Annotated in this window: 16 protein-coding genes; 4 read left to right on the top strand and 12 right to left on the bottom strand. The window is 59.5% G+C overall.

Translation table 11 applies throughout. The features are described from left to right. Window positions 1-15 precede the first annotated feature (15 nt). The 7 genes from FHT77_RS19895 to FHT77_RS19865 all read right to left on the bottom strand — a co-directional run bounded on the left by FHT77_RS19895 (window position 16) and on the right by FHT77_RS19865 (window position 7,784). Window positions 16-849, bottom strand: coding sequence for a transporter substrate-binding domain-containing protein (locus tag FHT77_RS19895; RefSeq protein WP_183756637.1), 834 nt, complete (start codon window positions 847-849; stop codon window positions 16-18). Between the two features lie 138 nt (window positions 850-987). After that, a complete protein-coding gene (locus FHT77_RS19890) occupies window positions 988-1,377 on the bottom strand; it encodes a carboxymuconolactone decarboxylase family protein (protein ID WP_183756636.1) in 390 nt (129 codons plus the stop codon). Beyond that, window positions 1,370-2,179 (bottom strand): alpha/beta fold hydrolase, encoded by an 810-nt coding sequence (locus tag FHT77_RS19885; protein WP_183756635.1) that lies wholly within the window; start codon window positions 2,177-2,179, stop codon window positions 1,370-1,372. The genes FHT77_RS19890 and FHT77_RS19885 overlap by 8 nt, the downstream gene beginning before the upstream one ends. Before the next feature lies 1 nt (window position 2,180). Next, window positions 2,181-3,257 carry an LLM class flavin-dependent oxidoreductase gene (locus FHT77_RS19880; protein ID WP_183756634.1) on the bottom strand — a complete coding sequence of 359 codons (1,077 nt, stop codon included), beginning with the start codon at window positions 3,255-3,257 and terminating at the stop codon, window positions 2,181-2,183. 39 nt (window positions 3,258-3,296) lie between these two features. Beyond that, a complete protein-coding gene (locus FHT77_RS19875) occupies window positions 3,297-4,811 on the bottom strand; it encodes an aldehyde dehydrogenase (RefSeq protein WP_183756633.1) in 1,515 nt (504 codons plus the stop codon). Between the two features lies 1 nt (window position 4,812). Beyond that, the gene (locus FHT77_RS19870; RefSeq protein ID WP_183756632.1) at window positions 4,813-5,805 is read right to left on the bottom strand and encodes a flavin reductase; all 993 of its coding nucleotides are present in this window, start codon (window positions 5,803-5,805) and stop codon (window positions 4,813-4,815) included. Window positions 5,806-5,981: 176 nt separating this feature from the next. Next, on the bottom strand, window positions 5,982-7,784 hold the full coding sequence (locus FHT77_RS19865) for a helix-turn-helix domain-containing protein (RefSeq protein ID WP_183756631.1): 1,803 nt from the start codon (window positions 7,782-7,784) through the stop codon (window positions 5,982-5,984). 165 nt (window positions 7,785-7,949) lie between these two features. On the opposite strand from FHT77_RS19865, the gene FHT77_RS19860 reads away from it, so the two are divergent. From FHT77_RS19860 to FHT77_RS31420, 4 genes are all read left to right on the top strand, one after another. Continuing rightward, window positions 7,950-8,555: an amino acid synthesis family protein gene (locus tag FHT77_RS19860; protein ID WP_183756630.1), complete on the top strand. Its 606-nt coding sequence runs from the start codon at window positions 7,950-7,952 to the stop codon at window positions 8,553-8,555. Window positions 8,556-8,563: 8 nt separating this feature from the next. Further along, the gene (locus tag FHT77_RS19855) at window positions 8,564-9,064 is read left to right on the top strand and encodes an Lrp/AsnC family transcriptional regulator (RefSeq protein ID WP_183756743.1); all 501 of its coding nucleotides are present in this window, start codon (window positions 8,564-8,566) and stop codon (window positions 9,062-9,064) included. A gap of 93 nt (window positions 9,065-9,157) precedes the next feature. Next, a complete protein-coding gene (locus tag FHT77_RS31425) occupies window positions 9,158-9,373 on the top strand; it encodes a hypothetical protein (protein WP_246719950.1) in 216 nt (71 codons plus the stop codon). Between the two features lie 27 nt (window positions 9,374-9,400). After that, entirely contained in the window at window positions 9,401-9,664 is a 264-nt protein-coding gene (locus tag FHT77_RS31420; RefSeq protein ID WP_312859764.1) for a Rid family hydrolase, read from the top strand. Between the two features lie 69 nt (window positions 9,665-9,733). On the opposite strand, the gene FHT77_RS19845 is transcribed toward FHT77_RS31420, so the two are convergent. The 5 genes from FHT77_RS19845 to FHT77_RS19825 all read right to left on the bottom strand — a co-directional run bounded on the left by FHT77_RS19845 (window position 9,734) and on the right by FHT77_RS19825 (window position 15,766). Further along, complete coding sequence (locus FHT77_RS19845; RefSeq protein ID WP_183756629.1) at window positions 9,734-11,290, bottom strand: PAS domain S-box protein; 1,557 nt, start codon at window positions 11,288-11,290, stop codon at window positions 9,734-9,736. 612 nt (window positions 11,291-11,902) lie between these two features. After that, complete coding sequence (locus FHT77_RS19840; RefSeq protein ID WP_183756628.1) at window positions 11,903-12,082, bottom strand: hypothetical protein; 180 nt, start codon at window positions 12,080-12,082, stop codon at window positions 11,903-11,905. 695 nt (window positions 12,083-12,777) lie between these two features. Beyond that, window positions 12,778-13,149, bottom strand: coding sequence for a response regulator transcription factor (locus FHT77_RS19835; protein ID WP_183756627.1), 372 nt, complete (start codon window positions 13,147-13,149; stop codon window positions 12,778-12,780). A 95-nt stretch (window positions 13,150-13,244) separates the two neighbouring features. Next, the gene (locus FHT77_RS19830; RefSeq protein WP_183756626.1) at window positions 13,245-13,877 is read right to left on the bottom strand and encodes a response regulator transcription factor; all 633 of its coding nucleotides are present in this window, start codon (window positions 13,875-13,877) and stop codon (window positions 13,245-13,247) included. Further along, on the bottom strand, window positions 13,874-15,766 hold the full coding sequence (locus FHT77_RS19825; RefSeq protein WP_183756625.1) for a sensor histidine kinase: 1,893 nt from the start codon (window positions 15,764-15,766) through the stop codon (window positions 13,874-13,876). The genes FHT77_RS19830 and FHT77_RS19825 overlap by 4 nt, the downstream gene beginning before the upstream one ends. Between the last annotated feature and the right edge of the window lie 232 nt (window positions 15,767-15,998).

The raw sequence follows: 15,998 nt of genomic DNA, 5'->3' as shown, positions 1-15,998 counted from the left end.
CGTCGGATGCACCAGTTATTTTATTACCGTGTAGTCGACGCCGTACCACTTGACCGACAGCTTGCTGAGCGTGCCGTCGGATTGCATCCCTTTGACGGCCTCGGCGATCTTGTCGTTGAAATCCTTGTCGCCGTGCTCGATCGCGACGGCGAGCGGCTCGTAAAATACGGGATCACCGATCCGCTTGATCGGATAGCCGGCCTTCTGTGCATCGAGGATGCTTGGCAACGAAGAGACGACGGCATCGAGACGGGTCCCGTCACCAAGACGCAGGTCGTCAAAAGCAGTTGTCGAGTTGGCATAGGACTTCACGTCCTTCGGTTTGAACTCGTACTTGAAGGGCGGCGCGCCGGCGGCATCGAGCGTTAGCTCGCCCTTGGCATAGGCTTCGAAGGTCGAGGTGGCAGTGGTACCGACAACCTTGCCATCGAGATCCGAAACCTTGGCCGCCTTGCTGTCGTTGTGCACGGCAACGGCAGCTGGGGTGTAATAGTAGACGGCCGGGAAATCGAAGATCTCGGCACGCTTCTTGGTTGGCGTCATCGAACCGACATGCATGTCCCAGCGGCCCGCCCAGTTGCCTGCCGTGATGATGTCCCAGCCCGGAGTGACGAATTCGACCTTCACGCCGAGGCGCCTGCCAATGTCCTTGGCAACATCGATGTCAAAGCCATCGAGTTCGTTCTTCTCGTTCATGAAGGATTGCGGTGCCCAGTTGGCGTCGGTCGCAACCTTCAGATCCTTGGCTGCCATGACGCGGTCGAGCACGGCACCGGCATTTGCCTGCATGGCACAAAAGGCAAGCGCAAGCGATGCTGCGGCTGCGGTAATCTTCGTCAGTCTAATCATGCGATGGTTCCCTTTGTTGTCATTCTTCGTTCCCGGCGCAGGGGGCCAGTACCCTGAGCCGATCTTGGGGCGGAGAGACCGTTGCGCCTTTCCGCAATGTGAAGCAGAGGCAAGCCGTCTCACCTCGGTCGATGGACGTCAGAGTTCTCCTTTTTGCCGCATCTTGTCGCGGGCCGAACCGGCCACCCGGAACGCCTCGACCCCGGCTGGAATGCCGCAGTAAATGGCAATCTGAATAAGCGCCGCGCGAAGCTCGTCGTCGCTCAACCCGTTGCGGATCGCACCACGGAAATGGATGCCGAATTCATGCATGCGATTAAGTGCCGCCAGCATGCCGAGATTGAGAAGGCTGCGCTGCTTTAGGTCGAGCCCGTCATCCGTCCAGGCCTTTCCCCAGCAATATTCGTTAAGAACGTCCTGAAGTGAGGCAGAGAAGCCGTCGGCGCTTTCAATTGCTCGATCGACATACTCGTCGCCGAGAACCTTTCGGCGGATCGCTTCACCGCTCTTTCGCAACGTTTCATCCATGGGCCGGGTCCTTGCGGTTGAAGAAGCCGCGCATCAGGTTCGCCACCATTTCCGGTGCTTCGATCAGAATGGAGTGGCGCAGGCCAGGCAGGATCGCGAGCGCCGAGCCCGGAATGCGCTCGTGCATGTAGCGCGCCATGCGCGGATTGGACCCGGCATCGTCCTCGCCGGTTGCAATCAGCGTCGGGCAGCGGATCTGATCGAGGAAGCCGCCGAAGTCGGTTTCTGCAAGCACCCGATAGGCCGCGGCGTAGCATTCCGGATCGTTTTCGGAGTCACGCAGCTGCAGCCGTTCAATCACCTTCGGGTTCATCGCCTGGAAATCCTCCGTCAGCCAGCGCGACAGCGACGCGTTGTGATGGTCGGCAGGCGTTCCGGCCCGCAAGGCTGCCAGCCGCTCAAGCACCCGCGTGCGTTCGTCCGGCGTGCGTCCGGCAATGGTCGACAGCAGGACCAGCTTGCGAAGCCGGCCGAGATTCGTCAGGGCAAGACGCTGGGCTATCAGGCCGCCGAGCGAAAATCCGGCAAGATTGAATGTCCCGAAGCCTGCCCTGTCGGCGAGCGCCAGTGCCTCGTTGACGAAATCATCGATCTCGTAGCGACCTTTGACCCTGCTGGACTGGCCATGGCCGCGCAGGTCAAAGGTCAGTATGGTGAACTGGTCCTTCAAACGTTCGACGACGCCGGACCAGGCCTCAAGGTAGGACCCGACGCCATGGATCAAGACCAGCGGCTCGCCGCGCCCCTCGATCCGGTAGTTGAGCGTCACATCTCCAACGGTATGGCGCAAAGCCTCTGTCATGTCAGCCTGCCGCCGTCTTGCGTTGCATGTCCTTCTCTCGCGCGGCGAAGAAGGGCATGATTTCCTTGATGAACAGCTCAAGCGTGCGCTTCTGCAATTCAAACGGAAGGTTGAAGGTCAGTCCGAGGCAGTATTGATCGACGCCTGCGGCTTCAAAGACGAGCAGCTTTTCGATGGCCTCTTCCGGCGTGCCGAACATCAGGTTTTTTCGTATATTGTCCGGGTTGTAGTTGTCCTTGCCTCTGACCGCTTCGTAGGGCACCGCTTCTGGAAAGCCATTGTGGACCCTGCCGATATTCTGCATCAGGTTCTCGAAGGCGCGGCCATAGTCCATGCTGTGCTTTACCGCAGTTTCCCACCCGTCGGGCTTGTCGTAGACGCAGGTGCGGCGCTGCATCATGAAGCGCGGACGCGGCACCTCCGGGTGATCGGCGACGGCCTTGTGGAACTTGTCGGACAGGACCTGGATTTCGGCGGCAGGTGATGAAAGCGGCGTCGACAGGATGCTCGCGCCGTTGGCGATCGCCCAGTCAAAGGTTCCCGGATCGCGCGCTGCAACCCAGATCGGCGGATGCGGCTGCTGCAGCGGCTTCGGGACCGAAGTGGCGGTCGGGAATTTCCAGTAGTGCCCGTCATGGGCATAGTCGCCGGCCCAAAGCTTTTTAACCGCGGGTACGATCTCCTTCATGTAGGCGACGCCTTCCTGCTGCGGCATGCCGCCTGCCATCCGGTCGAATTCGTACTGGTACGAACCGCGGGCAATACCGAATTCCAGCCGGCCGTTGGTCAGGTGATCGCAAAGCGCTGATTCACCGGCGAGACGGATCGGGCTCCAGTACGGGGCAACGAGGGTCGAGGTACCGAGGCGGATTTCTTCCGTATGCTGTGCAAGCCAGACGAGGGTCTGGAACGGATTGGGAGAGATCGTACATTCGATCGTATGGTGCTCGGCCGTCCACAGCGCCTCGAACCCGCCCTCGTCTGCCATCCGCGCCAGGTGCAGGAGGTTGTTCCTGGTCGTCGACATCGCCACGCCAGGCGAGAAGCGTTCCATGGTCAGCGATACTGCGAATTTCATTTGCTAGCCTCCCCTTGGGGTTCAGTTTCTGGTGACCGGTCACTTCAGGCGGATGACGAAGGGATCCTGCATGGCGCCCGAGTAGTCGATGATGACGTTCTTCAGGCGCGAGAACTCGTGCATGACCTCAAAGCCGCCACGCCGCCCATAACCGCTTTCCTTGAAGCCGCCATTGGCGGACATGAAGGAAGCCGAACGGTAGGTATTCACCCAGACCGTTCCCGCCTCGATCTGGTTGGCAAAGCGCAGTGCCCTGTCGATATCCTTGGTCCAGATGCCGGACGCGAGGCCGTAGGTGCTGTCATTGGCAAGGGCAATCATCTCCGCCTCGTCGCAAAACGGCATGACGCCGACCACTGGCCCGAAGATCTCGTCGCGCATGAAGCCCATGTCGTTTTGCGCCTCGACCATCACGGTCGGCTCGAAATACCAGCCCCCTCGTGCAAGCCCTTCCCTCTCCAGGCGCCGGCCACCGACAGCGATCCGGGCGCCATCCCTGAGGCCTGATGCCACGTAGCCTTCGACTTTCTTGAGTTGGTCGGCGAGCGCCAGGGGACCGATATCGGTATCGTCGATCGTCGGCAGACCCACCTGAATTCGCCGGGTGCGCTCTACAAGCGCATCGATGAACCTGTCGTAGATGCTGGCTTCGACGAAGCAGCGCGAACCGGCGACACAGGTCTGGCCCGCGGCGGCAAAGACACCGGAAACAACGCCGTTCACCGCATGCTCGATCTCGACGTCGCCGAAGACGACATGTGGTGACTTGCCGCCGAGCTCCATCGAGCATGGAACGAGGTTTTGCGCTGCGTTACCCGCTATGCGACGACCAGTGGCAGTGCTTCCGGTAAAGACATATTTCGAGACCCCGGGATGACGGGTCAGCGCCTCACCCGCACTCTTGCCGGTGCCGGTCACGACGTTGACGACCCCTGCCGGGAAGCCAGCCTCGTGGATCAGTTCGGCAAGCGCCAGCGTTGAAGCACTTGCATGCTCTGATGGCTTGATGACGACGGTGTTGCCGATGGCAAGGCACGGCGCAAGCGTGCCGGTCAAAAGCATCAGCGGCGAATTCCACGGTGTGATCATGCCAACGACGCCGAGGGGTTCGCGCAGATTGAGATTCAAGGTGTCGAGGCGGTTGATCGGGATCGTGTCGCCCTGCAGCTTGTCGGCCATGCCGGCGAAATAGTGATAGCTATCGGGCATCGAACGCATCTGCGCCCGGCTTTCCTTCAGGAGCTTGCCGTTGTCGCGCGTTTCGATCTCGGCAAGGATGTCGGCATTCGCCCCCACAAGCTCGGCGAGACGGCGGACCAGAGCGCCACGATCAGTCTGCGTCATGCGCCGCCATGAAGGATTGCAAAACGCGGCCCTGGCAGCGGCGACAGCCGCCCCCACATCGTCGGCTTCGGCATCGGCAAATTCGTACCAGGGGTGACCCGTCGTCGGATCATAGCTTGCGATGTAAGTGCCGTTCTTCGGGGCGACGAATTCGCCGTTGATGAACAGGCGCTGGCGCGAACCTTGGATGGAGGCGACTGTTGTCTTCATGTCATTGTCCTTGGTCTTGGGAGGCGTGGATCCAGGAACGGGCTTCGCCGTCGATCATCGCAATGCGGCCGCCATCGTCGGAATCCATGTAGATGCCGAAGCGTCCGGCCTGCCGTTCGCGCACAAAGCGCCGCAGCATCGAACGCAGTTCATGGGTGGCGATCGCCTCGTAAGGCAGATCGTCGATCGCAAAGAAGCGGAGGTCGGCGGACAGGTTGCTGCCAGCCCCCTCGCCTGCCAGTCGGGCGCGGTAGACGAGATAGCCGGGATCGCTGTCGGCAACGTCGAAGACGGAATAGAGGAATGTCTCTTCCGGCACGAGGCGAAGAGCCTCACCACCTTCGACCACCAATTGGCTATCGGCCTTGCGCCGGCGGGCGGACGGCAGCACCCAGCCGCCCTTTCCATTGGAGCGTAGCAACAGACTATCGCCCGCTTCGATCAGATAGCCGATGATCATTCCATGCGAGGCAAGCCAGCCGGCAGGCAGCGGATCCTTGACGCTCGCATAACGACCCCGGCAGAAGCCGAGCGGCGCTGTCGGGCTCGTACCGAACGCACGAACCTCCCCGATCAGAACCGCGTGATCTCCAGCATCGACCGTGTTGTAGGTAGTGCAATCGAACCAGGTTAGACTGTCGGTCAGAACGGGTGCGCCGGTATGGATATGATCGTGGGTGACCGACTGGAATTTGTCCGGCGACTTCGATGCAAAGGTACCGGATACATCGACCTGGCCCTCATGCAGGATATTGACTGCGAAGCAGCCAGCATTGGTGAAAGCCTGGTAGCTGGAGGCGGATTTGGCGACGCAGACCAGAAGCAGGGGCGGGTCAAGCGAGACCGAGGTGAAGGAATTGGCGGTCATGCCACGTGGCGTGCCGTCTTCGTCGCGGGTGGTGATCACGGTCACGCCCGTCACGAAGGTTCCGAAAGCCCGTCGCAACGCGATCGGGTCAATCGGCGCATCCGCCCTTGCCGTTGTCTCCGCCATTCCGTTGCGCCTCCTCCGTTGGTTTCAGGAGAAGCTACCGTTGCCGTCGTCGACGTTCTTCCGTCGCTTCGCTGGAACAGATGAAAAGCCTCTCCTGCGAAACGCAGGAAGTGAGTGGACGGCGCAAAGCGACAGCGTGCAACAGCTGTGTGGTGTTTGCGCAAAGCGCAGGGGGTCTATTTTTCGGTGGCCACGCGGTTGTCGATAACGCCGTAGAGCCGGATCGCCAGCTCGATGGCGAAGCGCTTTTCAGGTGTCTCGACATCGACCCCAAAGAGATCCTGGATGCGCGACAGCCGGTAGCGGAGGGTCGTCACATGCAGGCCCATCGTATCGGCACAGGCCTGGCTGCGACACCCCTCCTGCAGATAGGTGGAGAGGGTTTGGAGATAGGGAGTTCCGTTCTCGCGATCATGCTCTGCAATCTGGCCGACGCTATCATGAACAAAGCTGCGCACATCGCCTGCTTCCGACGCGGCAACCAGCATCGGCAGTGGCCCGAAGTCCTGTGCCGAAACCGCACCGGTCAGACCAAAGGACCGACCAATGCGGATCATCCGGCTGCAGCGTTCCCAGGCGGGGGGATAATCGGATAGCGCGGCACAGCGGTTCCCCGCCACGACAACCGGCGCTTCGTCGAAATAGCGGGCGAGTTCTTCGGCGATGCGACGCGTGAGTTTTGCGGTCCGCTCCTGCCTTTTGCCCGCATCATAGGGCACGAGGCAGACGACACCGCCATCGATGGCGATCAGGTTTGCCTGCACCGATGCCTGCTGCATGATGCGCGCCAGCGTATGCTCGACGTCGATGGACGCACCGCCGAAGGTCTTCGTCTTTTCCGGAAAATCGACAACGATCATCTGCTGGGGTGTCGCGAAATTAAGCCCCAGCCGCTGGGCGCGTTGGGCGACATCACCGGCATTGCGCCATCGTGCCTCGACAATTTCGAAGAACAGCTCCGTCTGGGTGCGGGTCTCGAAGCGGAAACGGATGAAGCTGCGCATCATCTGGACGCTCAGGGCAAACTTGGCGCTGTCGAGCATCAAATGGTCGAGATCGCTGAACTCACGCAGGGTTGGGAAGATGATCAGCGCCCCGACGAGCTGGTTGTCGACCATCAGCGCCTCGATGCGGGCGGAGATCTTGAAGCGCTGGTTACCGTCATCGAGAAAGATGCTCGCCGCATCCGACGTGCCCTGCCCGATCGCCTCCCGCGCCGCCTTCATCAGCGGGCGCGCGAAAACAGTAGACGCTGCCTCCTGCCATGCCGCCTCATCATAAAGCGCGTTTGGCGGGCGTCCGGCGATGACCTGGTTGGCCGTGAAATCGACGACGATCGTCGGGTTCGAAAGCATCATGCCCACCATCGCCGAAAGCGGTGCGACCGACCCGTCGCTCAACACATGCTCAAGGAGTGATGTATGCGCCTGCAGCGCGCGCTCCAGTCGCTGCGCGGAGCGCTTTTCGGCTTCGAGACGATGCTCGCGGTCGACGGCAATGGCACCCATGTGAATGATGGCGCTTAGGAAGGCAAGGTCATCCTCGCAAACCTCGGTGATCTGGCGGGATATGACACTGAGCACCATCGGACGGCCCTCGGCGTCCTTGCAGTTCATCGGCAGGACGACCACCGTCCGGTAGTCACGCTCGAAGGCCTCCTTGCGATAGCCTGGAAACTCGACGGATTCGCGGGCGTCGCGAATATAGACCGGCTCGTTGCGCTGTAGGGCGATCAAGGACGGACTTGTCGCCAGCTCCCATTTGTCCGGAAGCTGCCGCTCGATCAGCGTCGGGTCATAGCGCACGATGACATGCGCATAACCATGGGCAGCGTCAATGCCCATGATAGAACCGAGCGCCCAATTGGCATGGCGACAGGCTGACGCGATGAGTTGCTGCAGCACGGTCTGAAGATCGCCGCCGCTGTTGATTTGGCTGGCGACGTCGCGGAGCGACAATATCCGGGATTTCTGTTCCAACTCAGCTCGTCTCTCCAGATTGACCATTCTTTGCGAAGGCGGGAGTGACAAGTCTACTCGGTTTCAATGAAACCTGCAGCGAATCTTTCCGCCAAACTGAGGAAGACCCCGCTGGTGGCCGCGCTAATGTTGGGCGCAATCTCAACAATTCGAATTGGCGCATCTATGACGATCGGCATCCGGAAGATCTCAACGTTCCTGGAAGAAACGCTGGTGGAGGGCGGCAGGGCGGCACCACGCCCCGCCAATGTTGTCGTGGTGGCGGCGGTGATCAGGAACCCATGGGCTGGCCGCGGCTATGTCGAGGATCTGAGGCCGGAAATCATCCGCATTGCCGGCGAGCTCAGCCACGAGATGACGGATCGGCTGTTACGACAGATGCGACCTGAGGCGATCGAGGCCTGCGGCAAGGCCGCAGCAGTTGGCATTCATGGGGAGATCGAACATGCCTCGGCAATGATCCACACGCTCCGTTTTGGAAATCCATTCCGTGAAGCGATCGGTGGTACCAACTATCTCGAGTTTACCAACACCCGCAATGCCCCGGGAGCTCTGCTGAGCTTGCCGATGATGCACAAGAGCGAGAACGGCAAGCGCTCCCATTTTCTGACCGCCAACTTCCAGATTGCCGATGCGCCGGGACCGGACGAGATTATCGTCGCGATCGGTGCGTCCGACAGCGGACGAGCCCACGCGCGCATTGCCGATCGTTTCCAGGATATCGCCGAAATGGAAGCAGAGAAGGGCGCTTGGCTCCATAATGCCCGATGAGCTCGCCCATAAAGCTTGATGCGATCGACCTGCGCATACTCGACGCAATCCAGCGCGACGGTCGCATCACGAAACTGGCTCTCGCCGAAAAGGCGGGGCTTTCTGCCACCCCCTGCTGGATGCGCCTACGAAAGCTGGAGAGGGCTGGCATAATCATCGGCTATCATGCACAGCTGTCGCTGCGCCGGGTTGCACCCATTAGCAACGTCATGGTCCAGTTGACGCTTTCAAACCATCGGCAAGCCGATTTCGATCGGTTCGAACGAGCAATCCGCGAGATCCCGGAAATTGTCAGTTGCTGGTCGGTCGGCGGCGGTATCGATTATATCCTGAAGATCGTCGCGGCAAATATCGATGCCTATCAGCGACTGATCGATGAGCTTCTCGACCGGGAACTTGGCATATCCCGCTACTTCACCTACATCGTCACCAGGACCGTCAAGGAAGGTCCTATTGTTCCGGTATCGCTGCTGCTGGTCGACGACACTTGTACGGCCGCGGCTTTGTGATAGCTAGCACCTAAAAACCCGCCTGCATTCCCACCACTGCTGCAACCAACCTCGGCGCGTCGCGTTCTTCACGTGCAAATCCGAGATGCGACAATGAAAACCATTCTGCCTGTTGCGGCCGTAACCATGGCTTTGTCTGCTGGCGCCACTCTCGCCCAACGCAAAGAGGTGCGCCGTCGGCGCCCAGCAGACGCGCCAATTGAAACGGGAAACTGGCCGATGGCTATCGAGCACTCGTCCGTCGACGAGGAGGAGTCGCCAATCCAAACCGTCCGTATCATCGGCCAGACCGCCAGCTCCGCCGCCTGAGGCAGCGTTGGTGCACAAGCTGCCGAGATTCTTGAACGCGTTGATGCTCTCCTCTCAGCGGAAGGCACAGACAAGTCAGATCTGATCCAGGCCAATATTTGGCTCCGCGATCTCCGGTCATTTGCCGAAATGAACACCGTTTGGGAACGTTGGGTGCCTCCAGGCATAACCCCTCGCCGAACAACGTTCGAAGCTCACAAATATGCCCCCAATGCGATCTTCGGATCGACATCATCGCCTGGCGGAGGAGCCAGGAACCTTAGTCATAAAGCCGTTGAGGATGGCCATTGAACAGACAGCGCAGCCTCTCCTGAACTCGCTAAACGTGGTGCGGTTCTGCAATGCTTGGCGTTGCCTCCATTACGAGATTGCGGACGCCACGGATTCAGCCAACTGGCTCTGTGTAAAGGGTTTCGCCAGTCTGGGCAGATCACGGGACACGCCGCCTGGAATTTCCGCATATCCGCTGGCAAGAACGACGGGCAGGCCGGGTAGCCGTTTGCCTATTTCCGCGGCAAGCTCGCCACCAGTCATTCGGGGCATGGCATGGTCGGTTACGACCAGATCTGGCAGCGGCCCTTGTTCCAGGAGCCGAAGCGCCTCCTCGCCAGAATACGCCTGCAATGTCTTATGACCGAGATCCTCCAGCATCAGGACGGTATTCATCAGGACAAGCGCATCGTCATCGACGACAAGCACGGTGAGTTCCCGCAGTAAAGGCACGCTGGAAGTATCAGGGTGCACGTCCGGCTCGATCGCCTCCCCTTCCTCTGCCAGAGGCACCCATAGTTCGGCGGTGGTTCCTCCTCCAGGGGACGACTTCAGAGCGAGCGCACCTCCGCCCTGAGCCATCAGTCCTTGGACCATCGACAGACCCAGTCCGGTGCCTTTGCCTATTCCCTTGGTGGTGAAAAAGGGCGCCGTCGCCTTCTCCAAGGTCTCAGCATCCATCCCCTCGCCGTCATCCGTCACGCTCAGGCATACGAATTCTCCTTGAATACCTTTCCCCTCAGCTTTGCGAACCGACTGCTTTCTGGCCGAGAGCATGATGACGCCACCACGAGGCATGGCGTCGCGCGCGTTTACCACCAGGTTCAGGAGTGCGGTCTCCAATTGGTTGCCGTCGGCTTGAACTCTCGGCAGCACAAGCGGAAAGCTCGTGACGATTTCGATAGAGGGGCCAATCGACCTCTGAAGCAGGCCGGCCATTCCCTTCACGAGGTCGGACACGTCCACAGGCTCGAGCTTGAGTTCTTGCTTGCGGGAGAAGGCAAGCAACCGCTGTGTCAGGGCGGCACCGCGCTTCGCCCCTTGGAGGGCGTTCTCGATCAGATCGGCATTGTCCTGACCCGCAAGAGCCCGTTTCTTCGCGATCTCGAGGCTGCCCAGTATGGCCATCAGCAAATTGTTGAAATCATGCGCGACACCGCCAGTGAGCTGGCCTACGGCTTCCATCTTCTGAGCCTGAAAGAGTTCGAGCTGTGCTCGTTCGAGAGCTTCCTGCGACTGCCGCTTCTCGGTGATGTCGCGTGTGATCTTGGCAAAACCGATAAGCGTGCCATCTTGGGCAAGGATTGCATCGATGATTACATTCGCCCAGAAGCGCGTCCCGTCTTTTCTGACCCGCCAGCCTTCCCTTTCGAACCGGCCCTCGCATGCGGCGATTTCTAGCGCCCTTCTTGGCAGGTCATCGGCCTTGTCCTCGTCGGTGTAGAACTGCGAGAAATGCCTTCCGATGATCTCCTCTGGCTCGTACCCCTTGATGCGGCGAGCCCCTGCATTCCAGCTCGATACGTGACCATTCGGATCGAGCATATAGATCGCGTAGTCGGTCACGCCTTCGACTAGAAGACGAAACTGCTCCTCGCTCCGGTTCAGATCTTCGGTCTGCCTACGCTTTAAAGGGTCGATGGCCATGTGGAATTCCAATTGCGTGTTTTTCGGGTAACTAGACCTCTGTCGTTCATTCGCAAGTCCAGCAGGCTCGACGCAAGCGCAATGGCTCGTTTACCCCCGGCCGATCGAAGGTATCGGCAAAAGAATCAATGGCCTGCCTAGGTGGCTTGACCGAGCCTTCGAGGCGCGCGCCAGTCGACCCTAGTGCATCCCGTTTCCGCTGCAAACCTTCCCCCGACTTCGCAGTAAGCTCGATTACGTTGGCGGCAGGTACCGCCCGGTGACCTCTCCCTGTCCGCGAAACGATACGCGTCCGCGTTTGTTCCACCACGTCATCGGCTCCACCAGATGATCACGACCAGCACTTTGGTCTTGACCGTGCTTGGGCCCAACGCTGTGCAGCGGACCAGCGGCGTTGCCCGACGTCCCGCCCGCACGATTCAACGCGTTCGTCAGGATGAGGCTGCAGGCGCGTTCGACGAAGGGCAGATTTTGATATGAACAAGCGGCACCCGTGTGTCGCGACTATCATAACGGGATCATGGCAACCGCCGTTGCTCGTCATGCGATGTTAGGTATCGGCGACTGTGTGTTGTCTCCGCAGCTCACCGAGAGCGATCGGTCGTGGGGAGATTATCTCGTATCGCATTCACGAACGACTTCGGGGACACTGTCAGTGTGGGGACCAGCCGTCGGCTGGTGAACGATGGCAGACTTCTGCTCGAGATAGAGGAGGTTGAGGAGGTCCACCAGGTCGTCAGCTTCTTCCCAATCGAGCGAATTGATCCGCACGTCGCCGACGACCGCGACCAAGCCCGTCGTCCTGTCAACGATGGCCCAACGATTTGTCCCATCCCGACTGGCTTGAATTTCGAATCGTGTGAGCATGGGCGCCTGTTTAACGAAAGCTCTGGCCGTTGGGAATTGTTCGCTATCGAGCTGAACGCGATGAGACAGCCAGTCTCATAAGGCCTTTCGGCTTCTTCGACACCTTCAAACTGCCACTGCAGTGTTTAAGTGCACCGTCTGTTACCCTCAGATCTGCACTAATCCCCGAGATCGTCGCCCAACTGTCCGGGAAACCCGAAGCGAAACGGCCACGCGGCGACGCGGACTTCCCACAAGGACAATAGATCCGCCAAAGGAGCACCGATTCCAACCACGCCGTCCGTTCCGTTTGCAGCCGGGGATCGGCATAGACATAGCTGATCTGGTTGCTGCGCGTGCTTTTGACAAAAGTATTCGGCGAAAGGCGTTTGATTGTCGCCAAACGCTTGAGCGTGTTGGCGCGCTTAGCCACAAAGCACGCGGCTGCCAGGTTACTTCCGTTGGTTGCGACCGAGCCCTGGGCTGTCGTACAGCCACAAAAGGGCGATCGCCAGTAATGTTGCAAGCACCGCAACCGGAGCTGCGCGTCCAGCACGACCTACAATTAGATCGATGTTCATGTCATGGCCTGAGATAGATCCATTGGCACTCGCCATTCGACATGTGTGCTATCTGCAAAATCACGATTGCAGTGCCTTGTTGATCGCGGCGACGAGAGCGGCTCCTGCAAACGGTTTTTGCAAATATGCAATGCACCGCGTCCGCTCGGCGGCCTTCTTCAGGAGCTCGTCCTCGAGGGCAGTGATAAATATGACGGGCAGCGTTGAACCAGCCATGTCCAACTTCGACTGCAATTCGAGACCGGTGATCCCCTCCAGATCGATATCCAACACGAGACAATCAATCGCAGCCTCCGGATCTCTGTTGAGAAAGGCCTCAGCCGATGCGTACTCGACGGCCGAAAACCCGTAAGCATTTACAAGCCGTGCGACGCTTCGGCGAAGACTCCCGTCATCATCGACGACAGCCACTGTACGGCTCTTCTTTCCCACCTCAGGCCCTCCACGTGAAAGTGCGCGAGATCCGATGGGTCACTGTAGGCGTGTTGGCGGTTGGGGGATATTGCCCTAAGGGGAAAACCCATCGATCATGGCTCTGAACCTCCCGCAGGGCGGTCGACGAAACCCGCATTTGCCGCAATCAACACTACGTCGGCCAGCGAGCGTGCTCCGAGCTTCTCCATCACCTGGTGGCGGTGAACCTTGACGGTTCGCTCAGATATGCCAAGCGCGAACGCTATCTGCTTGTTAAGCTGCCCACGCACGATCATCTCGAAAACGCTGGTTTCCCGCAGGCTCAAGCTCTTCACCCGCATTTGCTGCGCCTTGATATGCTCGCGCTGCGCCCGCCGCTTTTCAGATCGATTGAGCGCACGCTCGATCGTCTCAAGCAGGACCGCTGCAGAACCTGGTTTCTCCAGAAAATCCTCGGCACCTGCCTTCATCGCCTCAACGCTTGCCTTGATATCTCCTTCTCCGGTGAGAAAGACGATCGGAAGCAGCGGCGCCCTGTCCCGCAATTGCTGTTGAATTTCCAAACCGGACAGCCCAGGCATTTGCAGGTCAAGCAGAACACAGCCCGTCGCGCCGTCTTCCACGCAAGCCAGGAACTCGTCTCCGGACCCGTACCCCCTGACTGTGCGCCCATAAGCCGAAAGCAGCCTCTCGGTCGCAATACGGTAGGATTGGTCATCATCGACAATATGGATGATCGGTTTCATTCCGGTTCCTCCTGCCGCTTGACCAGAGGCAGGTCTATACGAAAAATCGCGCCACCCTCAGGCAGGTTGTAGGCTGATATCGCGCCACCATAGGTCTCAACAATGGCCCGCGCTATGGAAAGGCCAAGGCCTGTCCCTGCCTGCTTGGTTGTATAGAAAGGCTCAAATATACTGGGCAGACAGTCTTCTGGTATTCCTGTGCCGGTATCGGCGACACACAGGGCCGCCCTGTCATTTGATACGCCCGTTATGAAGGTCAAGGTCTTTCGCACCCGTGCAACCTCCGACATGGCGTCCATTGCGTTGGCTGCAAGATTGAGGACGACCTGCTGCACGTGGACCTTGTCGGCGCGGACCATGAGCTTGTCGGCCGCCTCGGTCGCCTTCAACGTGACCCCTCGCCGTTCCGCCTCCCCGTGGATGATTTGAATGGCACTCCAAGTAACGTCGTTGAGGTCGAACTCCTGCCAATCGATGTCGCTTCTCTTTTTCAGAAGCCCCCTCATCCTGCCGATGATGTCGCTTGCCCGCTTGTCGTCTTCCTGGATGTCGACCAGAATCTGCTGGATCAATTGCAGGTCCGGGCTCCTCCCCCGGAGCAATTCGGACGCGGCCTCAGCGTTGTTGCGAATGGCTGACAGCGGCTGGTTCAGCTCGTGGGCGATCGACGAAGACAGGGCTCCCGCTGTTGCCGACTGGTTCAGGTGAACGGCTTCGAGCAGGTGAATGCGGGCCCTGCTCTCTGCTGCACGACGACGGCGCCGCTCCAGCAACAGAATGGCGATGACGGTTGCCTGCATCGTTACGACACCGAATGTCGCTGTCACCACCAGCCAGTGCTCCTGCCAGAGGCTCATTTTCTGGTGCATTATGATTGTGCCGGCTGGCAGGTTCTGCAGCGAAAGGCCCCAGCGCTGCAATTGCCGCGCATCGGCAAAATAGGTCTGAGGTGCGTCGACATCCTGCCCCGGTCTGCCGGCAATCGCATTGAGGACCAGATCGGCAACGGTTTGACCGAGGCTATCGAATGTGACGGTGTTGCCTCCGACAACACCATAGTCGACGTAGGTTTGATAGGGCCCGTAGATTGGTGCACTGGCAGTCGCTGCGATCTGCCTGACGGCCTCGCGTGGGATGAAATTGCGGCCGGTCCTGTCCTTGAAGATCGTCAGCATAAGGATAATGCTATCCCTTGGCACGTGAGCTGATCGGTCGACAAACTCGTCAATCGTCAGATCTTCCAAATATGTCGTGTCATAACGGGCGGCGAACTCGCCAAGAGCGGCGCGCGCCGATGCCAGCCATCCCCGGTCGAAGTCTGCCGATCCGCCGATGATATAGAGGTGACGGGCGTCTGGCTGGAGGCGGCGGGCCATCTCCGCGGTTTTCAGAATGTCGAAGGTTGAGAAGGCACCGATCACCTCCTGCGGCAGGCCGATCTTTTCTGCAGTCGAGCTGCCGAAACCGGCCGCGACTATTTTCGCACCGGGAGCAATCGCGTCCCGATTCGCCGTTATGAAGATGGCGGCTTCTTTTCCGAGGGCAACGACGACATCGGGGCGACGAGCTTCGTATTTTCTGGCGAGGTACTCTCCCATGCGTTTGGCATGCTCGGTTTCCGGAAACCTTGATAGATCCAGGAACTCGGAAAACAGGTCGATCCTGCTGTTCGTCGCCTCGATCAGGCGGCTTCGCAGTGCTTCTCCGGCAACGGTCGTTGCCACGATCCTCTCGTCATAGGGGTAGACAATAAGGATGCGTGGTGCCCGGCCTGCAACGGGGGGGAGTATTTCGGAGGCGGCGGGAAAGCAGTTGAATGCAACGAACAAGATCGTCGCCAGCCAAAGCCTGGTATATTGAGTTCGAACCCGTGCTTCGCCCCAACACATTTGTCCGCCCCCCAAAGGCGGGCAAACAATAACAGCTGCCCGCTGTAGTGTCACCTACCGAAATACTACTGATGATTGCCCGGATTCCCTAAAGGGCAATTTCGGCGGATTCCTGCATCGAGTAGGATCTGCTCCGGTCGGCTGGAGCACACTCCCCTTATCATTCGACCGCTTGAAGCCCCGCCCGGGTGAGTTGATGCGGGCGTAGCCACCGTCGTCAATCCAGGCATCA

The sequence above is a fragment of the Rhizobium sp. BK181 genome (assembly GCF_014193305.1).
Taxonomy (GTDB): domain Bacteria; phylum Pseudomonadota; class Alphaproteobacteria; order Rhizobiales; family Rhizobiaceae; genus Rhizobium.
This window is presented reverse-complemented; position numbering and strand designations above follow the sequence as displayed.